This is a genomic window from Streptococcus sp. CF8-6 (assembly GCF_024295845.1).
In the GTDB taxonomy this organism is placed as follows: Bacteria; Bacillota; Bacilli; order Lactobacillales; family Streptococcaceae; genus Streptococcus; species Streptococcus oralis_BO.
In genome coordinates, this window is record NZ_JANCOF010000001.1 from 223,446 (window position 1) to 238,340 (window position 14,895).

Below are 14,895 nucleotides of genomic sequence, written 5' to 3' on the forward strand. Positions count from 1 at the left end.
GAAAAGAAAAATCTTGTACAAGTTCCTGACAATTTCTTTCTTTTTGTGTATAATAGTGGAAAAGAGGTAAAATGAGGTATGGTTATGGAAGCAGTTCTTTATTCAACATTCCGAAATCATTTAAAAGACTACATGAAGAAGGTAAACGATGAATTTGAGCCTTTGACGGTGGTCAATAAAAATCCAGATGAGGATATTGTAGTCCTTTCAAAGAGCGAGTGGGATAGTATTCAGGAAACCCTGAGAATCGCTCAAAATAAGGAACTTTCTGACAAGGTCTTGCGAGGAATGGCTCAAGTTCGTGCTGGAGGCACTCAGGTACATGTGATTGAGGAGTGAGAAATGCTGCTCAAATTTACAGAAGATGCCTGGGCGGATTATTGCTATTGGCAAAATCAAGATAAGAAAACATTAAAAAGAATCAATAAATTAATCAAGGATATTCAACGCGATCCTTTTGTAGGAATGGGGAAACCAGAACCACTCAAGTATGACTACCAAGGAGCTTGGTCGCGGCGCATTGATGCAGAAAATCGCTTGATTTATATGATAGATGGAGATAGCGTGGCTTTCTTGTCCTTCAAAGATCATTACTAAGTCTACTGGGAGGTAGGCTTTTTTGCTTCATTTTTCATAAAAATTTAAATTTTAAAAGAATCTTTATTTTGCTTGGAAATCTAAGGGGTTTCTTCCAAAATTCACACAAAACTCTTCAATTTGGGTTTGTGAAAATCGGTTTTTTATGATAGAATATTAAGGAATGTATGTCATTCGATAAACAAATTTAATGAGGTAAAAACATGGAAATCATGACACTTGCGATTGCTGTTTTTGCCGTCATCATTGGTTTAGTCATTGGATATGTCAGCATCTCAGCTAAGATGAAATCATCTCAAGAGGCTGCAGAGTTGATGCTTCTAAATGCTGAACAAGAAGCAACTAATTTACGAGGACAAGCTGAGCGCGAAGCGGATTTATTGCTAAATGAAGCCAAGAGCGAAAGCAAGTCTCTTAAAAAAGAAGCACTATTGGAGGCCAAAGAGGAAGCCAGAAAATACCGTGAAGAAGTGGACGCTGAATTTAAGTCAGAACGTCAGGAGCTCAAGCAACTTGAAAGTCGTTTGACGGAGAGAGCTGCGAGCCTTGACCGCAAAGACGACAATTTGACGAACAAAGAAAAAACACTTGAACAAAAAGAACAAAGTATTTCTGATAGAGCAAAAAACCTTGATGCACGTGAAGAGCAATTAGAGGAAGTCGAAAGACAAAAAGAAGCTGAACTTGAACGTATCGGTTCCCTTTCCCAAACTGAGGCTCGAGATATTATCTTGGCTCAGACAGAGGAAAACTTGACTAAGGAAATTGCTAGCCGCATTCGTGAGGCTGAGCAAGAAGTCAAGGAACGTTCAGACAAGATTGCGAAAGATATCTTGGTTCAGGCTATGCAGCGTATCGCTGGTGACTATGTAGCAGAGTCAACAAACTCGACAGTTCACCTACCAGATGATACCATGAAGGGACGCATTATCGGACGCGAAGGTCGAAACATTCGTACCTTTGAAAGTTTGACAGGGGTCGACGTGATCATCGATGACACGCCAGAAGTGGTAACCTTGTCAGGATTTGATCCGATTCGTCGTGAAATTGCTCGTATGACCATGGAAATGTTGCTCAAGGATGGCCGTATCCATCCAGCTCGTATCGAGGAGTTGGTGGAAAAAAACCGTCAGGAGATTGACAATAAAATCCGCGAATATGGTGAGGCTGCTGCCTATGAGATTGGTGCGCCAAACCTCCATCCAGACTTGATGAAGATCATGGGGCGCTTGCAGTTCCGTACTTCATATGGACAAAATGTCTTGCGTCATTCGATTGAGGTTGCTAAGTTATCTGGTATCATTGCGAGTGAACTTGGTGAAAATGCAGCTCTTGCCCGTCGTGCTGGATTCCTTCACGACATCGGGAAAGCTATTGACCGCGAGGTTGAAGGTAGCCACGTTGAGATTGGTACGGAATTGGCTCGTAAGTACAAGGAACACCCAGTTGTGGTGAATACCATTGCTAGCCACCACGGCGATGTCGAAGCTGAAAGCGTCATTGCAGTGATCGTTGCTGCAGCAGATGCCTTGAGTGCAGCGCGTCCAGGTGCTCGTAGCGAGTCTCTTGAAAGCTACATCAAGCGTCTCCATGATTTGGAAGAAATCGCCAATGGCTTTGAAGGAGTGCAAAATAGTTTTGCCCTTCAAGCAGGACGTGAAATCCGTATCATGGTTAATCCAGGACAAATCAAGGACGACAAAGTCACAATCTTGGCTCACAAAGTTCGTGAGAAAATTGAAAATAATCTCGATTACCCAGGAAATATCAAGGTAACCGTGATCCGCGAACTTCGTGCAGTAGATTATGCTAAATAAAAAAGAAAGAGCAGTTGAAAAATTACTGCTTTTTTGTTACACTAGATAGAAAGACTGTAGAAGGATAACTGACGCTATCATCACTATCCGAGAGAAATTTTACTTTATTTCACAGACTAACTAAAGGAGACATAATGGCAGACCGAGGCTTGCTAATCGTTTTTTCTGGTCCTTCAGGAGTTGGGAAAGGAACGGTTAGAAGAGAGATTTTTGAGAATTCTGAGAATCAATTTCAATACTCTGTATCGATGACGACGCGTGCGCAACGTCCTGGTGAAGTGGACGGAGTGGATTATTTCTTCCGTACTCGTGAAGAGTTTGAAGAGCTGATCCGTCAAGGTCAGATGTTGGAATATGCAGAATATGTCGGTAACTACTATGGAACTCCGCTGACCTATGTCAACGAAACCCTAGATAAGGGAATCGATGTCTTCCTTGAGATTGAAGTCCAAGGAGCTCTTCAGGTTAAGAAAAAGGTTCCAGATGCTGTCTTTATCTTTCTAACGCCACCAGATTTGGATGAATTGCAAGATCGTTTGGTAGGTCGTGGAACAGATAGCGCTGAAGTGATTGCCCAACGAATCGAAAAAGCCAAGGAAGAAATTGCTCTCATGCGTGAGTATGATTATGCCATTGTCAACGATCAGGTGTCCCTCGCTGCTGAACGTGTCAAGCGTGTGATCGAAGCAGAACACTTCCGTGTGGACCGTGTCATTGGTCACTACCAGGAGATGTTGCCAAAATCTCCAACTACTCGATAAACTATAGGAAACAGGTACAAGCAAATGATGTTAAAACCCTCTATCGATACCTTGCTAGACAAGGTGCCATCAAAATATTCACTCGTAATCTTGGAAGCAAAACGTGCCCACGAACTAGAAGCAGGTGCGCCAGCAACTCAAGAGTTTAAGTCTGAAAAATCAACTCTTCGCGCCTTGGAAGAAATCGAGTCAGGCAATGTAACCATTCACCCAGATCCAGAAGGAAAACGTGAAGCGGTTCGTCTCCGTATCGAAGAAGAAAAACGCCGCAAAGAAGAAGAAGAAAAGAAAATCAAAGAGCAAATCGCTAAAGAAAAAGAAGATGGTGAAAAAATTTAAGGTTGGGGGGACTCAATCTTATTTTTTCTATTGCAAGAATTTACTGACAAGAAGGAGGTGAGAAGATGGCTATTGCAAAGATTATCGTAGATGTTCCCCTTATGCAGACGGACCAGCCCTATAGCTACAAGGTTCCTGAGGAATTTGTAGAGATGTTGGAAGTCGGTATGCGGGTCCATGTCCCCTTCGGTAAGGGCAATCGTTTGATACAAGGGATTGTGCTAGGTATGGAGTCCCAGTCGGATGAAGAGGTGGCTGATCAGGACTTGAAGGAGATTGCGGAGGTGCTGGATTTTTCCCCGGTTCTCACTCAAGAGCAACTCTGGTTGGCTGAGGAATTACGCAAGTCCGTCTTTTCTTACAAAATCTCCATCCTAAAAGCCATGTTGCCAGGATTTTTAAACTCCAGTTATGATAAGATTCTCTATCCTCTGGAAGGTCTGAGTCAGGCAGACCGAGAGCGTTTGTTTGGTTCAGAAGATTCGCTCGCCTTTTCTTCTCTAGATTTGGCCAAACAGGCAGAAATGATGCGCTTGACTAGAAAAGGGCTACTCCGTTTAGAATACCAGGCAGTCGATCAAAAGAAGGTCAAGACCCAGTCTTGGTATGAGGTTGATGCTACTCAGCTAGAGCGGATTGAGATTTCTGCGCGTGCTAAGAAAAAGGCAGAGCTGAGAGATTATCTGCTGTCTCATCCTGAGAGTGCTCCTCTGGCTAGTTTGTTAGAGTCCTACTCACGCGAGCAAGTCAATTTTTTTGTGGAGCAAGGAGCTTTAACTCTAGTCCAAAAGGAAGTGCAACGCTCAGCCGCTTATTTTGAAGGCATTGAAGTCAGCCAACCTTTGGAATTGAATCCTGAACAAAGACAGGCGCGTGATGCCGTTGTCAGTGCTATTGGCAGTCAACAGCCTCCTTTCCTCCTTCAAGGAATTACAGGAAGTGGGAAAACTGAGGTTTACTTGCAGATTATCCAAGGAGCCTTGGATAAGGGTAAGACGGCTATTTTGCTGGTGCCTGAGATTTCTCTGACGCCACAAATGACGGAGCGTTTTATTGCCCGATTCGGCGAGAAAGTAGCCATCCTTCATTCAGGCCTGTCCAATGGTGAAAAGTACGACGAATGGCGCAAGGTTGAACGTGGCGATGCCCAAGTTGTTGTTGGTGCCAGATCAGCCATCTTTGCTCCTCTGAAAAATCTGGGTGTCATGATTATCGATGAGGAACATGAAGCTAGCTACAAGCAAGACAGCAATCCTCGTTATCATGCCAGAGAGGTCGCCATCTTACGGGCCCAGTACAATCAAGCGGCCCTGGTCCTTGGTTCGGCAACACCGAGCTTAGAGAGCCGTGCGCGGGCTGGAAAAGGTGTCTATCAACACTTACGTCTGACCCAACGGGCCAATCCTTTAGCCACCATTCCTGAGGTTCAAGTGATTGACTTTCGGGACTATATCGGGCAGAATGAGACATCAAACTTTACCCCTCCTTTGCTAGAAGCTATCCAAGACCGTCTGGATAAAAAAGAGCAGGTAGTCCTTATGCTCAACCGTCGGGGCTATTCTAGCTTTGTTATGTGTCGGGAGTGTGGGACGGTAGATAGTTGTCCCAACTGTGACATTTCTCTAACCTTGCACATGGATACCAAGACCATGAACTGCCATTACTGTGGCTTTTCTAAGGGGATTCCTCATGTTTGTCCCAACTGTCAGAGTCGCAGCATTCGCTACTACGGTACAGGGACTCAGAAAGCTTACGATGAGCTGGCAGAGCTCTTTCCTCAGGCTCGCATTCTGCGGATGGATGTGGATACGACCCGCAGGAAGGGTAGTCACCAAGCTCTTCTTGACCAGTTTGGCCGAGGGGAAGCAGATATCTTGTTGGGAACTCAGATGATTGCCAAGGGCTTGGATTTTCCAAATGTGACTCTGGTCGGAGTTCTTAATGCAGATACGGCCTTGAATCTGCCTGATTTCCGTTCTTCTGAGAGAACCTTCCAACTCTTAACTCAGGTGGCTGGTCGTGCAGGTCGAGCGGAAAAAGCTGGTCAGGTCTTGATCCAGTCTTACAATCCTGAGCACTATGCCATTCGTTTTGCCAAGGAACAGGATTATGAAGGTTTTTATGCTTATGAAATGAGTATCAGGCGCCAACTCGGCTATCCGCCTTATTATTTCACTATTGGGATTACCCTCTCTCACAAGAAAGAAGAAGAGGTCGTCAAACGTGCCTATGAAGTTATGGGAATTTTGCGATCAGGTTTATCGGAAACTAGTAAAATCCTTGGACCGACACCAAAACCCATTGCCCGTACCCACAACCTTTACCATTACCAGATTTTGATTAAATACCGTTTAGAAGATGAGCTGGGCCCAACCCTCAACCAGGTCTTGGCCTTGACTCAAGAACGGGAAAATAGCGAGCTTCGTCTCAGCATTGACCACGAACCACAGCAATTTTTATAAGAAGGAGAAGAAATGACAAAACTAATCTTTATGGGGACACCTGATTTTTCAGCGACAGTTTTGAAGGGCTTGTTATCAGACGACTGTTACGAGATTCTAGCTGTTGTGACCCAGCCAGATCGCGCTGTCGGCCGTAAAAAAGTAATCCAAGAAACCCCAGTTAAGCAGGCTGCCAAAGAAGCAGGCCTTCCCATTTACCAGCCTGAAAAATTATCTGGAAGTCCAGAGATGGAAGCCATTATGAATTTAGGGGCAGATGGGATTATCACTGCTGCTTTTGGACAGTTTCTCCCAAGTAAACTCCTTGATAGCATGGATTTTGCGGTCAATGTTCACGCCTCCCTTCTTCCCAAACACCGTGGTGGCGCACCCATTCATTATGCCTTGATTCAAGGGGATGAGGAAGCTGGTGTGACCATTATGGAGATGGTCAAGGAAATGGATGCAGGAGACATGATTTCCCGTCGCAGTATTCCTATCACTGATGAGGATAATGTTGGAACCTTATTTGAAAAATTAGCGATTGTTGGTCGTGACTTGCTTTTGGATACGCTACCTGGCTATATTGCTGGGGAGATCAAACCTGTGCCTCAGGACCCAAGCCAAGTCACTTTCTCGCCAAATATTAAGCCAGAAGAAGAGAAACTCGATTGGACTAAAACCAATCGCCAACTCTTCAACCAAATCCGTGGGATGAATCCTTGGCCTGTTGCCCATACTTTTCTCAAAGGCGACCGCTTTAAGATTTATGAAGCCCTACCAGTAGAAGGTCAGGGAAATCCAGGGGAGATTCTCTCTATTGGCAAAAAGGAATTAATCGTCGCAACGGCTGAAGGTGCTCTATCTCTCAAGCAAGTGCAGCCAGCTGGTAAGCCTAAGATGGACATTGCTTCCTTCCTCAACGGAGTTGGACGTACATTGACTGTAGGAGAACGATTTGGTGACTAAAGTAGAAACGGCTAGAAGTCTAGCTCTAGCAGTGCTAGAGGATGTTCTAGTCAACCAAGCATACTCCAATATTGCCTTAAACAAACACCTTAAGGGGAGTCAACTCTCAGCAGCAGATAAGGGCTTGGTGACAGAAATTGTCTACGGTACGGTAGCCCGAAAACTGACTCTGGAATGGTACCTGTCCCACTTTATCGAAGACCGGGATAAGCTAGATAACTGGCTCTATATCCTGCTCCTCCTGAGCGCTTACCAACTTCGGTATCTGGATAAGATTCCTAATCACGCTGTTGTTAATGAAGCAGTGGAACTAGCCAAAGAGCGTAAAAAAGGCAGTGAAAAATTAGTCAACGCCGTCCTTCGTCGTATCTTGCGAGAAGGCTGGCCAGACATTGACAGTATCAAACGCAAAAACAAGCGTGATTCCATTGCTTATTCTCTCCCAGTTTGGCTAGTATCTAAGCTCAAGGAAGAATACGGTGAAGAGCGAGCACAAGCCATCTTTAAAAGTCTCTTGGTGCGCAGCAAAGCCAGTATTCGTGTAGCCGATTTGAGCCGAAAAGAGGAAATCAAAGCCGTTTTAGAGGCGGCTGATTCTCCTTTGGCTGGCTCTGGTCTGGTCAAGGAGCAAGGCCACTTTGCAGGTCATGATTTGTTCGCAGAAGGGGCTATAACCATCCAAGACGAGTCCAGTCAATTGGTTGCTCCGACTCTTGATTTGCAAGGAGATGAACAGGTCCTGGATGCCTGTGCCGCTCCGGGTGGGAAAACAGCCCATATGGCTTCGTATCTCACATCCGGTAAGGTGACGGCTTTGGATCTTTATGATCATAAGTTGGACTTGATCCAAGAAAATTCGGAGCGTTTAGGTGTGGCAGATCGAGTGCAAACACAAAAATTGGATGCCAGAAAGGTTCATGAGTTTTTCGGTCGGGATTCTTTTGATAAGATTTTGGTAGATGCTCCCTGTTCTGGGATTGGACTTTTACGTCGCAAACCAGATATCAAATACAATAAAGAAACAGCAGATTTCACATCCTTACAGGAAATTCAGCTGGAAATATTAGGTAGTGTTTGTCAAACACTACGAAAAGGTGGTATAATAACGTATAGTACCTGTACTATTGTCTCTGAGGAGAACTTTCAAGTCGTTGAGGCGTTTTTAGAAAGTCATCCCGAGTTCGAGCAGGTTAAACTAGAACACGAATGTAAAGATATCCTGAAAGATGGCTGTATCCTGATCACTCCTGAATTGTATGGAAGTGATGGATTTTTTATCAGCCAATTTCGCAAGATATCAGAATAGGAAGGAACTGACACAATGGAAATAGCATTATTAACAGATGTTGGTCAGAAACGGACAAATAATCAGGACTATGTCAATCACTTTGTCAACCGAGCAGGACGCACTATGATCATCTTGGCTGACGGGATGGGAGGACACCGTGCAGGAAATATCGCTAGTGAGATGGCTGTAACAGACCTCGGTGTGGCTTGGGTAGATACCCAAATTGACTCAGTCAATGAAGTTCGTGAGTGGTTTGCCCACTACCTGGAGATTGAAAATCAAAAAATTCATCAACTAGGTCAGGACGAAGCTTACAGAGGTATGGGAACAACGCTAGAAGCTGTTGCGTTTATTGACAACCAAGCCATCTATGCTCACATTGGTGATTCTCGTATCGGTTTGATTCGTGGAGAAGAATACCACCAGTTGACGAGTGACCATTCCTTGGTCAACGAATTGCTCAAGGCTGGTCAATTGACTCCAGAAGAAGCAGAAACTCACCCTCAAAAGAATATCATCACCCAGTCTATCGGACAAAAAGATGAAATCCAGCCAGATTTTGGGATGATTACACTGGAGTCAGGAGATTATCTCTTGCTCAATAGTGATGGTTTGACCAATATGATTTCGGCAAGCGAGATTTATGATATCGTAACCAGCGATATTTCCCTAGCAGACAAGGCGGCAACCCTCATTCGCTTCGCTAACAATGCAGGAGGTTTAGACAACATTACGGTTGCCCTTGTTTACATGAACGAGGAGGCAGCAGAATGATCCAAATCGGCAAGATTTTTGCCGGGCGGTATCGGATTGTCAAGCAGATTGGTCGAGGAGGCATGGCAGATGTTTACTTGGCCAAGGATTTGATCCTAGACGGGGAAGAAGTGGCAGTGAAGGTCCTGAGGACCAACTACCAGACAGACCCGATTGCTGTGGCACGTTTCCAGCGTGAAGCGAGGGCCATGGCGGATCTGGACCATCCTCATATCGTTCGGATAACAGATATTGGTGAGGAAGACGGTCAACAGTACCTAGCTATGGAATACGTTGCAGGCCTTGACCTCAAGCGCTATATTAAAGAACACTATCCTCTTTCAAACGAAGAAGCAGTTCGGATCATGGGGCAAATCCTCTTGGCCATGCGCTTAGCCCATACTCGAGGAATTGTTCACCGGGATTTGAAACCTCAAAATATCCTCTTGACACCAGACGGCACAGCTAAGGTCACGGACTTTGGGATTGCAGTAGCCTTTGCGGAGACCAGTCTGACCCAGACGAACTCAATGCTGGGTTCTGTTCATTATTTGTCACCTGAGCAAGCACGTGGTTCTAAAGCGACCTTCCAGAGTGATATCTATGCAATGGGGATTATCTTCTATGAGATGCTAACGGGACATATCCCTTATGATGGGGATAGTGCGGTTACGATTGCCCTCCAGCATTTCCAGAAGCCACTACCGTCCGTCATAGCTGAAAATCCATCTGTCCCTCAGGCTTTAGAAAATGTTGTCATCAAGGCAACTGCTAAGAAGTTGTCAGACCGTTATCAGTCTGTTTCAGAAATGTATGTGGACTTGTCAACTAGCTTGTCTTATAATCGTCGGAATGAACCGAAACTGGTCTTTGACGATGCGAGTAAGGCAGACACTAAGACTTTACCTAAAGTTCCACAAAGTACACTGACATCGATTCCTAAAGCTCCGGCGCAGGAAGAACGCCCTCAGCCAAAGAAACCAACTCAACCAGTGGCAGAGCCGGCTCCAGCGCCAAAGCCAGCCAAGAAACGGAAGTTTAAGGCTCGCTATATGATTCTTTTGGCCAGTCTTCTATTGGTTGCAGCCTCTTTGGTCTGGATTTTGTCAAGAACACCAGCAACGATTGCTATTCCTAACGTGGCTGGACAAACCGTTGCAGAGGCTAAGGAAGCTCTTAAAAAATCCAAGTTTGAAGCCGGTGAAGAAAAGTCAGAAGCCAGCGATACCGTAGCAGAAGGACGTGTTATTCGAACGGATCCAGAAGCTGGTAGTGGCCGAAAAGAAGGAACCAAGGTCAATTTGATCGTTTCTTCTGGTAAGCAATCCTTCCAATTAAGCAATTATGTCGGACGCAAGTATACGGAAGTTGTAGCTGAACTCAAGGAGAAGAAGGTTCCTGAAAATCTAATCAAGATGGAAGAGGAAGAATCCAATGAAAGCGAACCTGGAACCGTCCTCAGACAGACCCCTGCATCGGGTTCGACCTATGATCTCTCAAAAGCCACTACGATTACCTTAACAGTGGCTAAGAAGGTGACTAGTGTCAGCATGCCGAACTACATCGGTTCAAGTCTCGAGTTTACAAAGAATAACTTGACTCAGATTGTCGGTGTGAAGGAAGCAAATATTGAGGTTGTAGAAGTATCGACTGCTCCTGAAGGAACGGCAGAAGGAACTGTTGTAAGTCAAACGCCAAGAGCAGGAGAACAGGTTGATCTTGCAAGTACGCGTATCAAACTTTCCATCTACAAACCAAAAACACCGCCGTCAACTTCATCCTCTAACCCTGCTCAACGAGGAAACCAGGGTTCTCCTACAAGTCCAAACCAGGGGAACCAACAAGGAAATCAACAAGGGAATACTCCTTCTAGCAGTTCATCCAATAGTGAAGGAACTCATGAAAGTTCTCGAGATTAAACGAATCTTTGTCATGATTTCATGACAAAGATTTTTTTTCACAAGATTTTGTGATAAAATATAGGAAGTAGAAAAAAGGAGGAGAAAATGGACGAATCGAGAGAGTTGAATGCCGTCATTGATGTGATTATGCTAGCAGGAACCATTCTCCTGAAAAGTGGCTCAGAGATTCATCGGGTTGAGGATACTATGATCCGTATTGCCCATTCGCAGGGAATATTGGATTGCAATGTTCTTGCCATGCCCGCAGCTATTTTCTTTTCTATTGAAAATACCAATATTTCTCGGATGAAACGGGTAACCTCGTCCTCTTATAACATTGAAAAAGTCTGTGATGTCAACCAAGTATCACGGGAGCTTGTGGGCGGTAAAATCAATCTCTCAACAGCCTTTAAAAAGCTGAAAGAAATCGGCAATCAAGCCTTACCTTATACCAAGTTCCAAGTGACCGTAGCAGCGACCCTCAGTGCCCCTTTCTTCTCGATTATGTTTGGGGGCAATGTCTATGACGCTTTTGGCGCAGCTATTGCGACCTTATTGGGATTTGCCTTCTCTCTCTACGTAGAGAAGTTTGTCCGCATTCCTTTTGTAACGGCCTTTGCGGGTGCCTTTGTTTTCGGATTGATCGCCCAGTTCTGGGCCCGCTACACAGGATTTCCTTCGACGGCAGACCTAATCATAGCAGGAGCGGTCATGCCTTTTGTTCCAGGGATTGCTCTGACAAATGCGGTACGGGATATCATGACCAACCATATCAACTCTGGTATGAGCAAGATGTTTGAATCTTTGCTCATTACCCTCGCTTTAGGGGCAGGCACATCTGTCGCCCTGGTTTTGATGACATAAGATGACTCTAACAAGTATTTTGCTCCAAGCAGTGGCGAGTTTACTCGCCATTATCACCTTTCTAATCGTACTGAATGTTCAACGCTCCATGCTCCTACCTGGTGGTGTTTTGGGAATGGGCGTTTGGCTCCTCTATCTCGTGCTCAAAGAACCAACCAATGTTATTATTGCGACCTTTATCGCAGCAGTAATTGGCTCTTGCATCAGTCAGATTTTAAGTATTGTCTATAAGACACCAGCGGTAGTTTTTGTCTTGGCCATTCTTGCTCCCTTGGTGCCAGGTTATTTATCCTATCGAACGACAGCTTTCTTTGTGACAGGCGATTACAGCCATGCTATTGCCAGCGCGACTTTGGTGGTTATGTTAGCCCTTGTTATTTCTATTGGAATGGCAAGTGGAACGGTGATTTTAAAGCTTTATTACTACATCCGCAAACAACGAGGAATCTCTTCCTAATACAATCAAAGCAAAGACTTGATTTGTTGAATCAAGTCTTTTTTCTCTCTTTTGTTCCTATTTGTGATAAAATAGAATGAAACGATTTTTTACAATGAATGAAAAAACAGAGGTAAATATGACAATCGGTATTGATAAGATTGGTTTTGCGACCAGTCAATATGTCTTGAAATTACAAGACTTAGCAGAAGCGAGGGGAGTTGACCCCGAAAAATTTAGCAAGGGACTCTTGTTAAATGAAATTAGTATTGCGCCATTGACTGAGGACATTGTTACCTTGGCAGCTAGTGCAAGCAACTCTATTTTAACAGACAAAGAAAAAGAAGAAATCGATATGGTCATCGTGGCGACCGAGTCAGGGATTGACCAGAGTAAGGCAGCGGCAGTCTTTGTTCATGGCTTGTTAGGCATTCAGCCTTTCGCCCGTAGCTTTGAAATCAAAGAAGCCTGCTATGGAGCGACAGCTGCCCTTCATTATGCTAAATTGCATGTGGAAAATTCTCCAGAGTCTAAGGTTTTGGTCATTGCCAGTGATATTGCCAAGTATGGTGTAGGAACTCCAGGTGAACCAACTCAGGGTGCTGGAAGTGTAGCGATGCTAATCACCCAGAATCCGCGCATCATGGCCTTTAACAATGATAATGTTGCTCAAACGCGCGACATCATGGATTTCTGGCGTCCAAATTATTCAACGACTCCTTATGTCAATGGTGTTTATTCAACCCAGCAGTATCTGGACAGTCTCACGACAACTTGGGATGAATACAAGAAGCGCTACGATTGGACTATGGATGACTTTGTGGCTATCTGCTTCCACTTGCCTTATCCTAAGTTGGCCCTAAAAGGCTTGCGCAAGATGATGGACAAAACTTTGTCTAAAGAAAAACAGGATAGTTTGCAAGAGAACTTTGATAAGTCCATTCTCTACAGTCAGATGATTGGGAATATCTATACAGGTTCCCTCTTCCTCGGTCTTCTCTCCCTTTTGGAAAATGCAGAGACTTTGAAGGCTGGAGATAAAATTGCTCTCTACAGTTACGGAAGTGGAGCGGTTTCAGAGTTCTTTAGTGGTGAATTGGTCGAAGGCTATAAGGCTTACCTTGATAAGGATCGTTTGAGCAAACTTAAACAACGTACAGCATTGTCTGTTGCAGACTATGAAAAAGTCTTCTTCGAAGAGGTGCAGTTGGATGAGTCTGGCTCAGCCCAATTTGCAGGTTATGAACATCAAGACTATGCCTTGGTTGAAATTGTCGACCACCAACGCCGTTATAGCAAGGTTGAAAAATAATGAAGATAAGTTGGAATGGATTTTCTAAAAAATCATACCATGAGCGCCTAGAGTTGTTGAAAGCTCAGGCGCTCCTTAGTCCTGAGAAGCAAACGAGTCTCGAGCAGGATGAACAAGTCAGCTTGGCAGTTGCAGACCAGCTGAGTGAGAATGTGGTAGGAACTTTTTCTCTGCCTTATTCGATCATTCCAGAGCTTGTGGTGAACGGTCAGGACTACACAGTTCCCTATGTGACAGAAGAACCCTCAGTGGTTGCTGCAGCCAGCTATGCCAGCAAAATCATCAAGCGGTCAGGTGGCTTTACTGCTCAAGTACATGAGCGCCAGATGATCGGTCAAGTAGCACTTTATCAAGTTGCTGAACCTGAACAAGCGCAAGAGAAGATTTCCAGCAAGAAAGCCGAACTCTTGGAACTTGCCAATCAAGCCTATCCTTCTATCGTCAAACGTGGAGGCGGGGCGCGTGATTTGCATGTAGAGCAGATCAAAGGTGAAACAGACTTTCTCGTTGTCTATCTCCATGTCGATACCCAGGAAGCTATGGGAGCCAATATGCTCAACACCATGCTGGAAGCCTTGAAGCCAGTCTTAGAAGAACTCAGTCAAGGACAGAGTCTTATGGGAATTTTGTCCAACTACGCGACTGATTCTCTGGTGACAGCAAGTTGTCGTATCGCCTTTCGCTACTTGAGTCCCCAAAGGGACCAAGGACGAGAAATTGCGGAGAAAATAGCCTTGGCTAGCCAGTTTGCGCAGGCTGATCCTTACCGAGCGGCTACTCATAATAAAGGGATTTTTAACGGTATTGATGCCATTTTGATTGCCACTGGTAATGACTGGCGTGCCATCGAAGCTGGGGCCCATGCCTTTGCCAGTCGAGATGGACACTATCAAGGTCTCAGTCGATGGAGTCTAGATAGGGACACAGAAGAATTGGTCGGTGAGATGACCCTGCCCATGCCGGTAGCGACAAAGGGTGGCTCTATCGGACTCAATCCTCGTGTAGCTCTCAGTCATGAACTACTGGGAAATCCTTCAGCTAAGGAATTGGCTCAGATTATCGTGTCCATCGGTCTTGCCCAAAACTTTGCGGCCCTCAAAGCCTTGGTCAGTACGGGCATCCAGCAAGGCCACATGAAATTACAGGCCAAATCCCTAGCTCTCTTAGCTGGTGCTAGTGAGTCCGAGGTTGCTCCTCTCGTTGAGCGTCTCATTGCAGACAAAACCTTTAACCTAGAGACAGCCCAGCGCTATCTCGAAAATTTAAGATCATAAAAAACTCAGACCAATCAGTCTGAGTTTTCTTGTGCTAATAGTCTTCGAAAATCTCTTCAAACCACGTCAGCTTCCATCTGCAACCTCAAAACAGTGTTTTGAGTTGACTTCATCAGTCTTATCTATAACTTCAAAGTTGTGCT

14 protein-coding genes are annotated in these 14,895 nt (G+C 44.9%); all 14 read left to right on the plus strand.

Annotation, left to right across the window (positions count from 1 at the left end):
* The first annotated feature begins 84 nt into the window (after positions 1 to 84).
* The 14 genes from NML69_RS01040 to NML69_RS01105 all read left to right on the plus strand — a co-directional run bounded on the left by NML69_RS01040 (position 85) and on the right by NML69_RS01105 (position 14,752).
* Positions 85 to 339 carry a type II toxin-antitoxin system Phd/YefM family antitoxin gene (locus tag NML69_RS01040; protein ID WP_025171799.1) on the plus strand — a complete coding sequence of 85 codons (255 nt, stop codon included), beginning with the start codon at positions 85 to 87 and terminating at the stop codon, positions 337 to 339.
* 3 nt (positions 340 to 342) lie between these two features.
* Complete coding sequence (locus NML69_RS01045; RefSeq protein ID WP_000924723.1) at positions 343 to 597, plus strand: Txe/YoeB family addiction module toxin; 255 nt, start codon at positions 343 to 345, stop codon at positions 595 to 597.
* A 203-nt stretch (positions 598 to 800) separates the two neighbouring features.
* Positions 801 to 2,414, plus strand: coding sequence for a ribonuclease Y (locus NML69_RS01050; protein ID WP_254725042.1), 1,614 nt, complete (start codon positions 801 to 803; stop codon positions 2,412 to 2,414).
* Positions 2,415 to 2,548: 134 nt separating this feature from the next.
* Positions 2,549 to 3,175: a guanylate kinase gene (gmk, locus tag NML69_RS01055; protein ID WP_254725043.1), complete on the plus strand. Its 627-nt coding sequence runs from the start codon at positions 2,549 to 2,551 to the stop codon at positions 3,173 to 3,175.
* A gap of 24 nt (positions 3,176 to 3,199) precedes the next feature.
* Positions 3,200 to 3,514, plus strand: a complete 315-nt coding sequence (gene rpoZ, locus NML69_RS01060) for a DNA-directed RNA polymerase subunit omega (protein ID WP_002874282.1) — start codon at positions 3,200 to 3,202, stop codon at positions 3,512 to 3,514.
* A gap of 65 nt (positions 3,515 to 3,579) precedes the next feature.
* Positions 3,580 to 5,976, plus strand: a complete 2,397-nt coding sequence (locus NML69_RS01065; protein WP_254725044.1) for a primosomal protein N' — start codon at positions 3,580 to 3,582, stop codon at positions 5,974 to 5,976.
* 12 nt (positions 5,977 to 5,988) lie between these two features.
* On the plus strand, positions 5,989 to 6,924 hold the full coding sequence (gene fmt, locus NML69_RS01070; RefSeq protein WP_215804395.1) for a methionyl-tRNA formyltransferase: 936 nt from the start codon (positions 5,989 to 5,991) through the stop codon (positions 6,922 to 6,924).
* Positions 6,917 to 8,230: a 16S rRNA (cytosine(967)-C(5))-methyltransferase RsmB gene (rsmB, locus tag NML69_RS01075; RefSeq protein WP_254725045.1), complete on the plus strand. Its 1,314-nt coding sequence runs from the start codon at positions 6,917 to 6,919 to the stop codon at positions 8,228 to 8,230. Before fmt ends, rsmB begins: the two co-directional genes overlap by 8 nt.
* A gap of 15 nt (positions 8,231 to 8,245) precedes the next feature.
* A complete protein-coding gene (locus NML69_RS01080) occupies positions 8,246 to 8,986 on the plus strand; it encodes a Stp1/IreP family PP2C-type Ser/Thr phosphatase (RefSeq protein WP_000401527.1) in 741 nt (246 codons plus the stop codon).
* Positions 8,983 to 10,884, plus strand: coding sequence for a Stk1 family PASTA domain-containing Ser/Thr kinase (gene pknB, locus NML69_RS01085; protein ID WP_198460020.1), 1,902 nt, complete (start codon positions 8,983 to 8,985; stop codon positions 10,882 to 10,884). Before NML69_RS01080 ends, pknB begins: the two co-directional genes overlap by 4 nt.
* Before the next feature lie 87 nt (positions 10,885 to 10,971).
* Positions 10,972 to 11,730 carry a threonine/serine exporter family protein gene (locus NML69_RS01090; protein ID WP_254725046.1) on the plus strand — a complete coding sequence of 253 codons (759 nt, stop codon included), beginning with the start codon at positions 10,972 to 10,974 and terminating at the stop codon, positions 11,728 to 11,730.
* A gap of 1 nt (position 11,731) precedes the next feature.
* Entirely contained in the window at positions 11,732 to 12,187 is a 456-nt protein-coding gene (locus NML69_RS01095) for a threonine/serine exporter family protein (protein WP_000176907.1), read from the plus strand.
* A gap of 118 nt (positions 12,188 to 12,305) precedes the next feature.
* A complete protein-coding gene (locus NML69_RS01100) occupies positions 12,306 to 13,478 on the plus strand; it encodes a hydroxymethylglutaryl-CoA synthase (RefSeq protein ID WP_254725320.1) in 1,173 nt (390 codons plus the stop codon).
* Positions 13,478 to 14,752 carry a hydroxymethylglutaryl-CoA reductase, degradative gene (locus NML69_RS01105; protein WP_254725047.1) on the plus strand — a complete coding sequence of 425 codons (1,275 nt, stop codon included), beginning with the start codon at positions 13,478 to 13,480 and terminating at the stop codon, positions 14,750 to 14,752. The genes NML69_RS01100 and NML69_RS01105 overlap by 1 nt, the downstream gene beginning before the upstream one ends.
* The last annotated feature ends 143 nt before the right edge of the window (positions 14,753 to 14,895 follow it).

Bases quoted from the DNA above. Each gene is read 5' to 3' on its own strand.
- NML69_RS01040 (WP_025171799.1), top strand. From the start codon at position 85: ATGGAAGCAGTTCTTTATTCAACATTCCGAAATCATTTAAAAGACTAC.
- NML69_RS01045 (WP_000924723.1), top strand. From the start codon at position 343: ATGCTGCTCAAATTTACAGAAGATGCCTGGGCGGATTATTGCTATTGG.
- NML69_RS01050 (WP_254725042.1), top strand. From the start codon at position 801: ATGGAAATCATGACACTTGCGATTGCTGTTTTTGCCGTCATCATTGGT.
- gmk (WP_254725043.1), top strand. From the start codon at position 2,549: ATGGCAGACCGAGGCTTGCTAATCGTTTTTTCTGGTCCTTCAGGAGTT.
- rpoZ (WP_002874282.1), top strand. From the start codon at position 3,200: ATGATGTTAAAACCCTCTATCGATACCTTGCTAGACAAGGTGCCATCA.
- NML69_RS01065 (WP_254725044.1), top strand. From the start codon at position 3,580: ATGGCTATTGCAAAGATTATCGTAGATGTTCCCCTTATGCAGACGGAC.
- fmt (WP_215804395.1), top strand. From the start codon at position 5,989: ATGACAAAACTAATCTTTATGGGGACACCTGATTTTTCAGCGACAGTT.
- NML69_RS01080 (WP_000401527.1), top strand. From the start codon at position 8,246: ATGGAAATAGCATTATTAACAGATGTTGGTCAGAAACGGACAAATAAT.
- pknB (WP_198460020.1), top strand. From the start codon at position 8,983: ATGATCCAAATCGGCAAGATTTTTGCCGGGCGGTATCGGATTGTCAAG.
- NML69_RS01090 (WP_254725046.1), top strand. From the start codon at position 10,972: ATGGACGAATCGAGAGAGTTGAATGCCGTCATTGATGTGATTATGCTA.
- NML69_RS01095 (WP_000176907.1), top strand. From the start codon at position 11,732: ATGACTCTAACAAGTATTTTGCTCCAAGCAGTGGCGAGTTTACTCGCC.
- NML69_RS01100 (WP_254725320.1), top strand. From the start codon at position 12,306: ATGACAATCGGTATTGATAAGATTGGTTTTGCGACCAGTCAATATGTC.
- NML69_RS01105 (WP_254725047.1), top strand. From the start codon at position 13,478: ATGAAGATAAGTTGGAATGGATTTTCTAAAAAATCATACCATGAGCGC.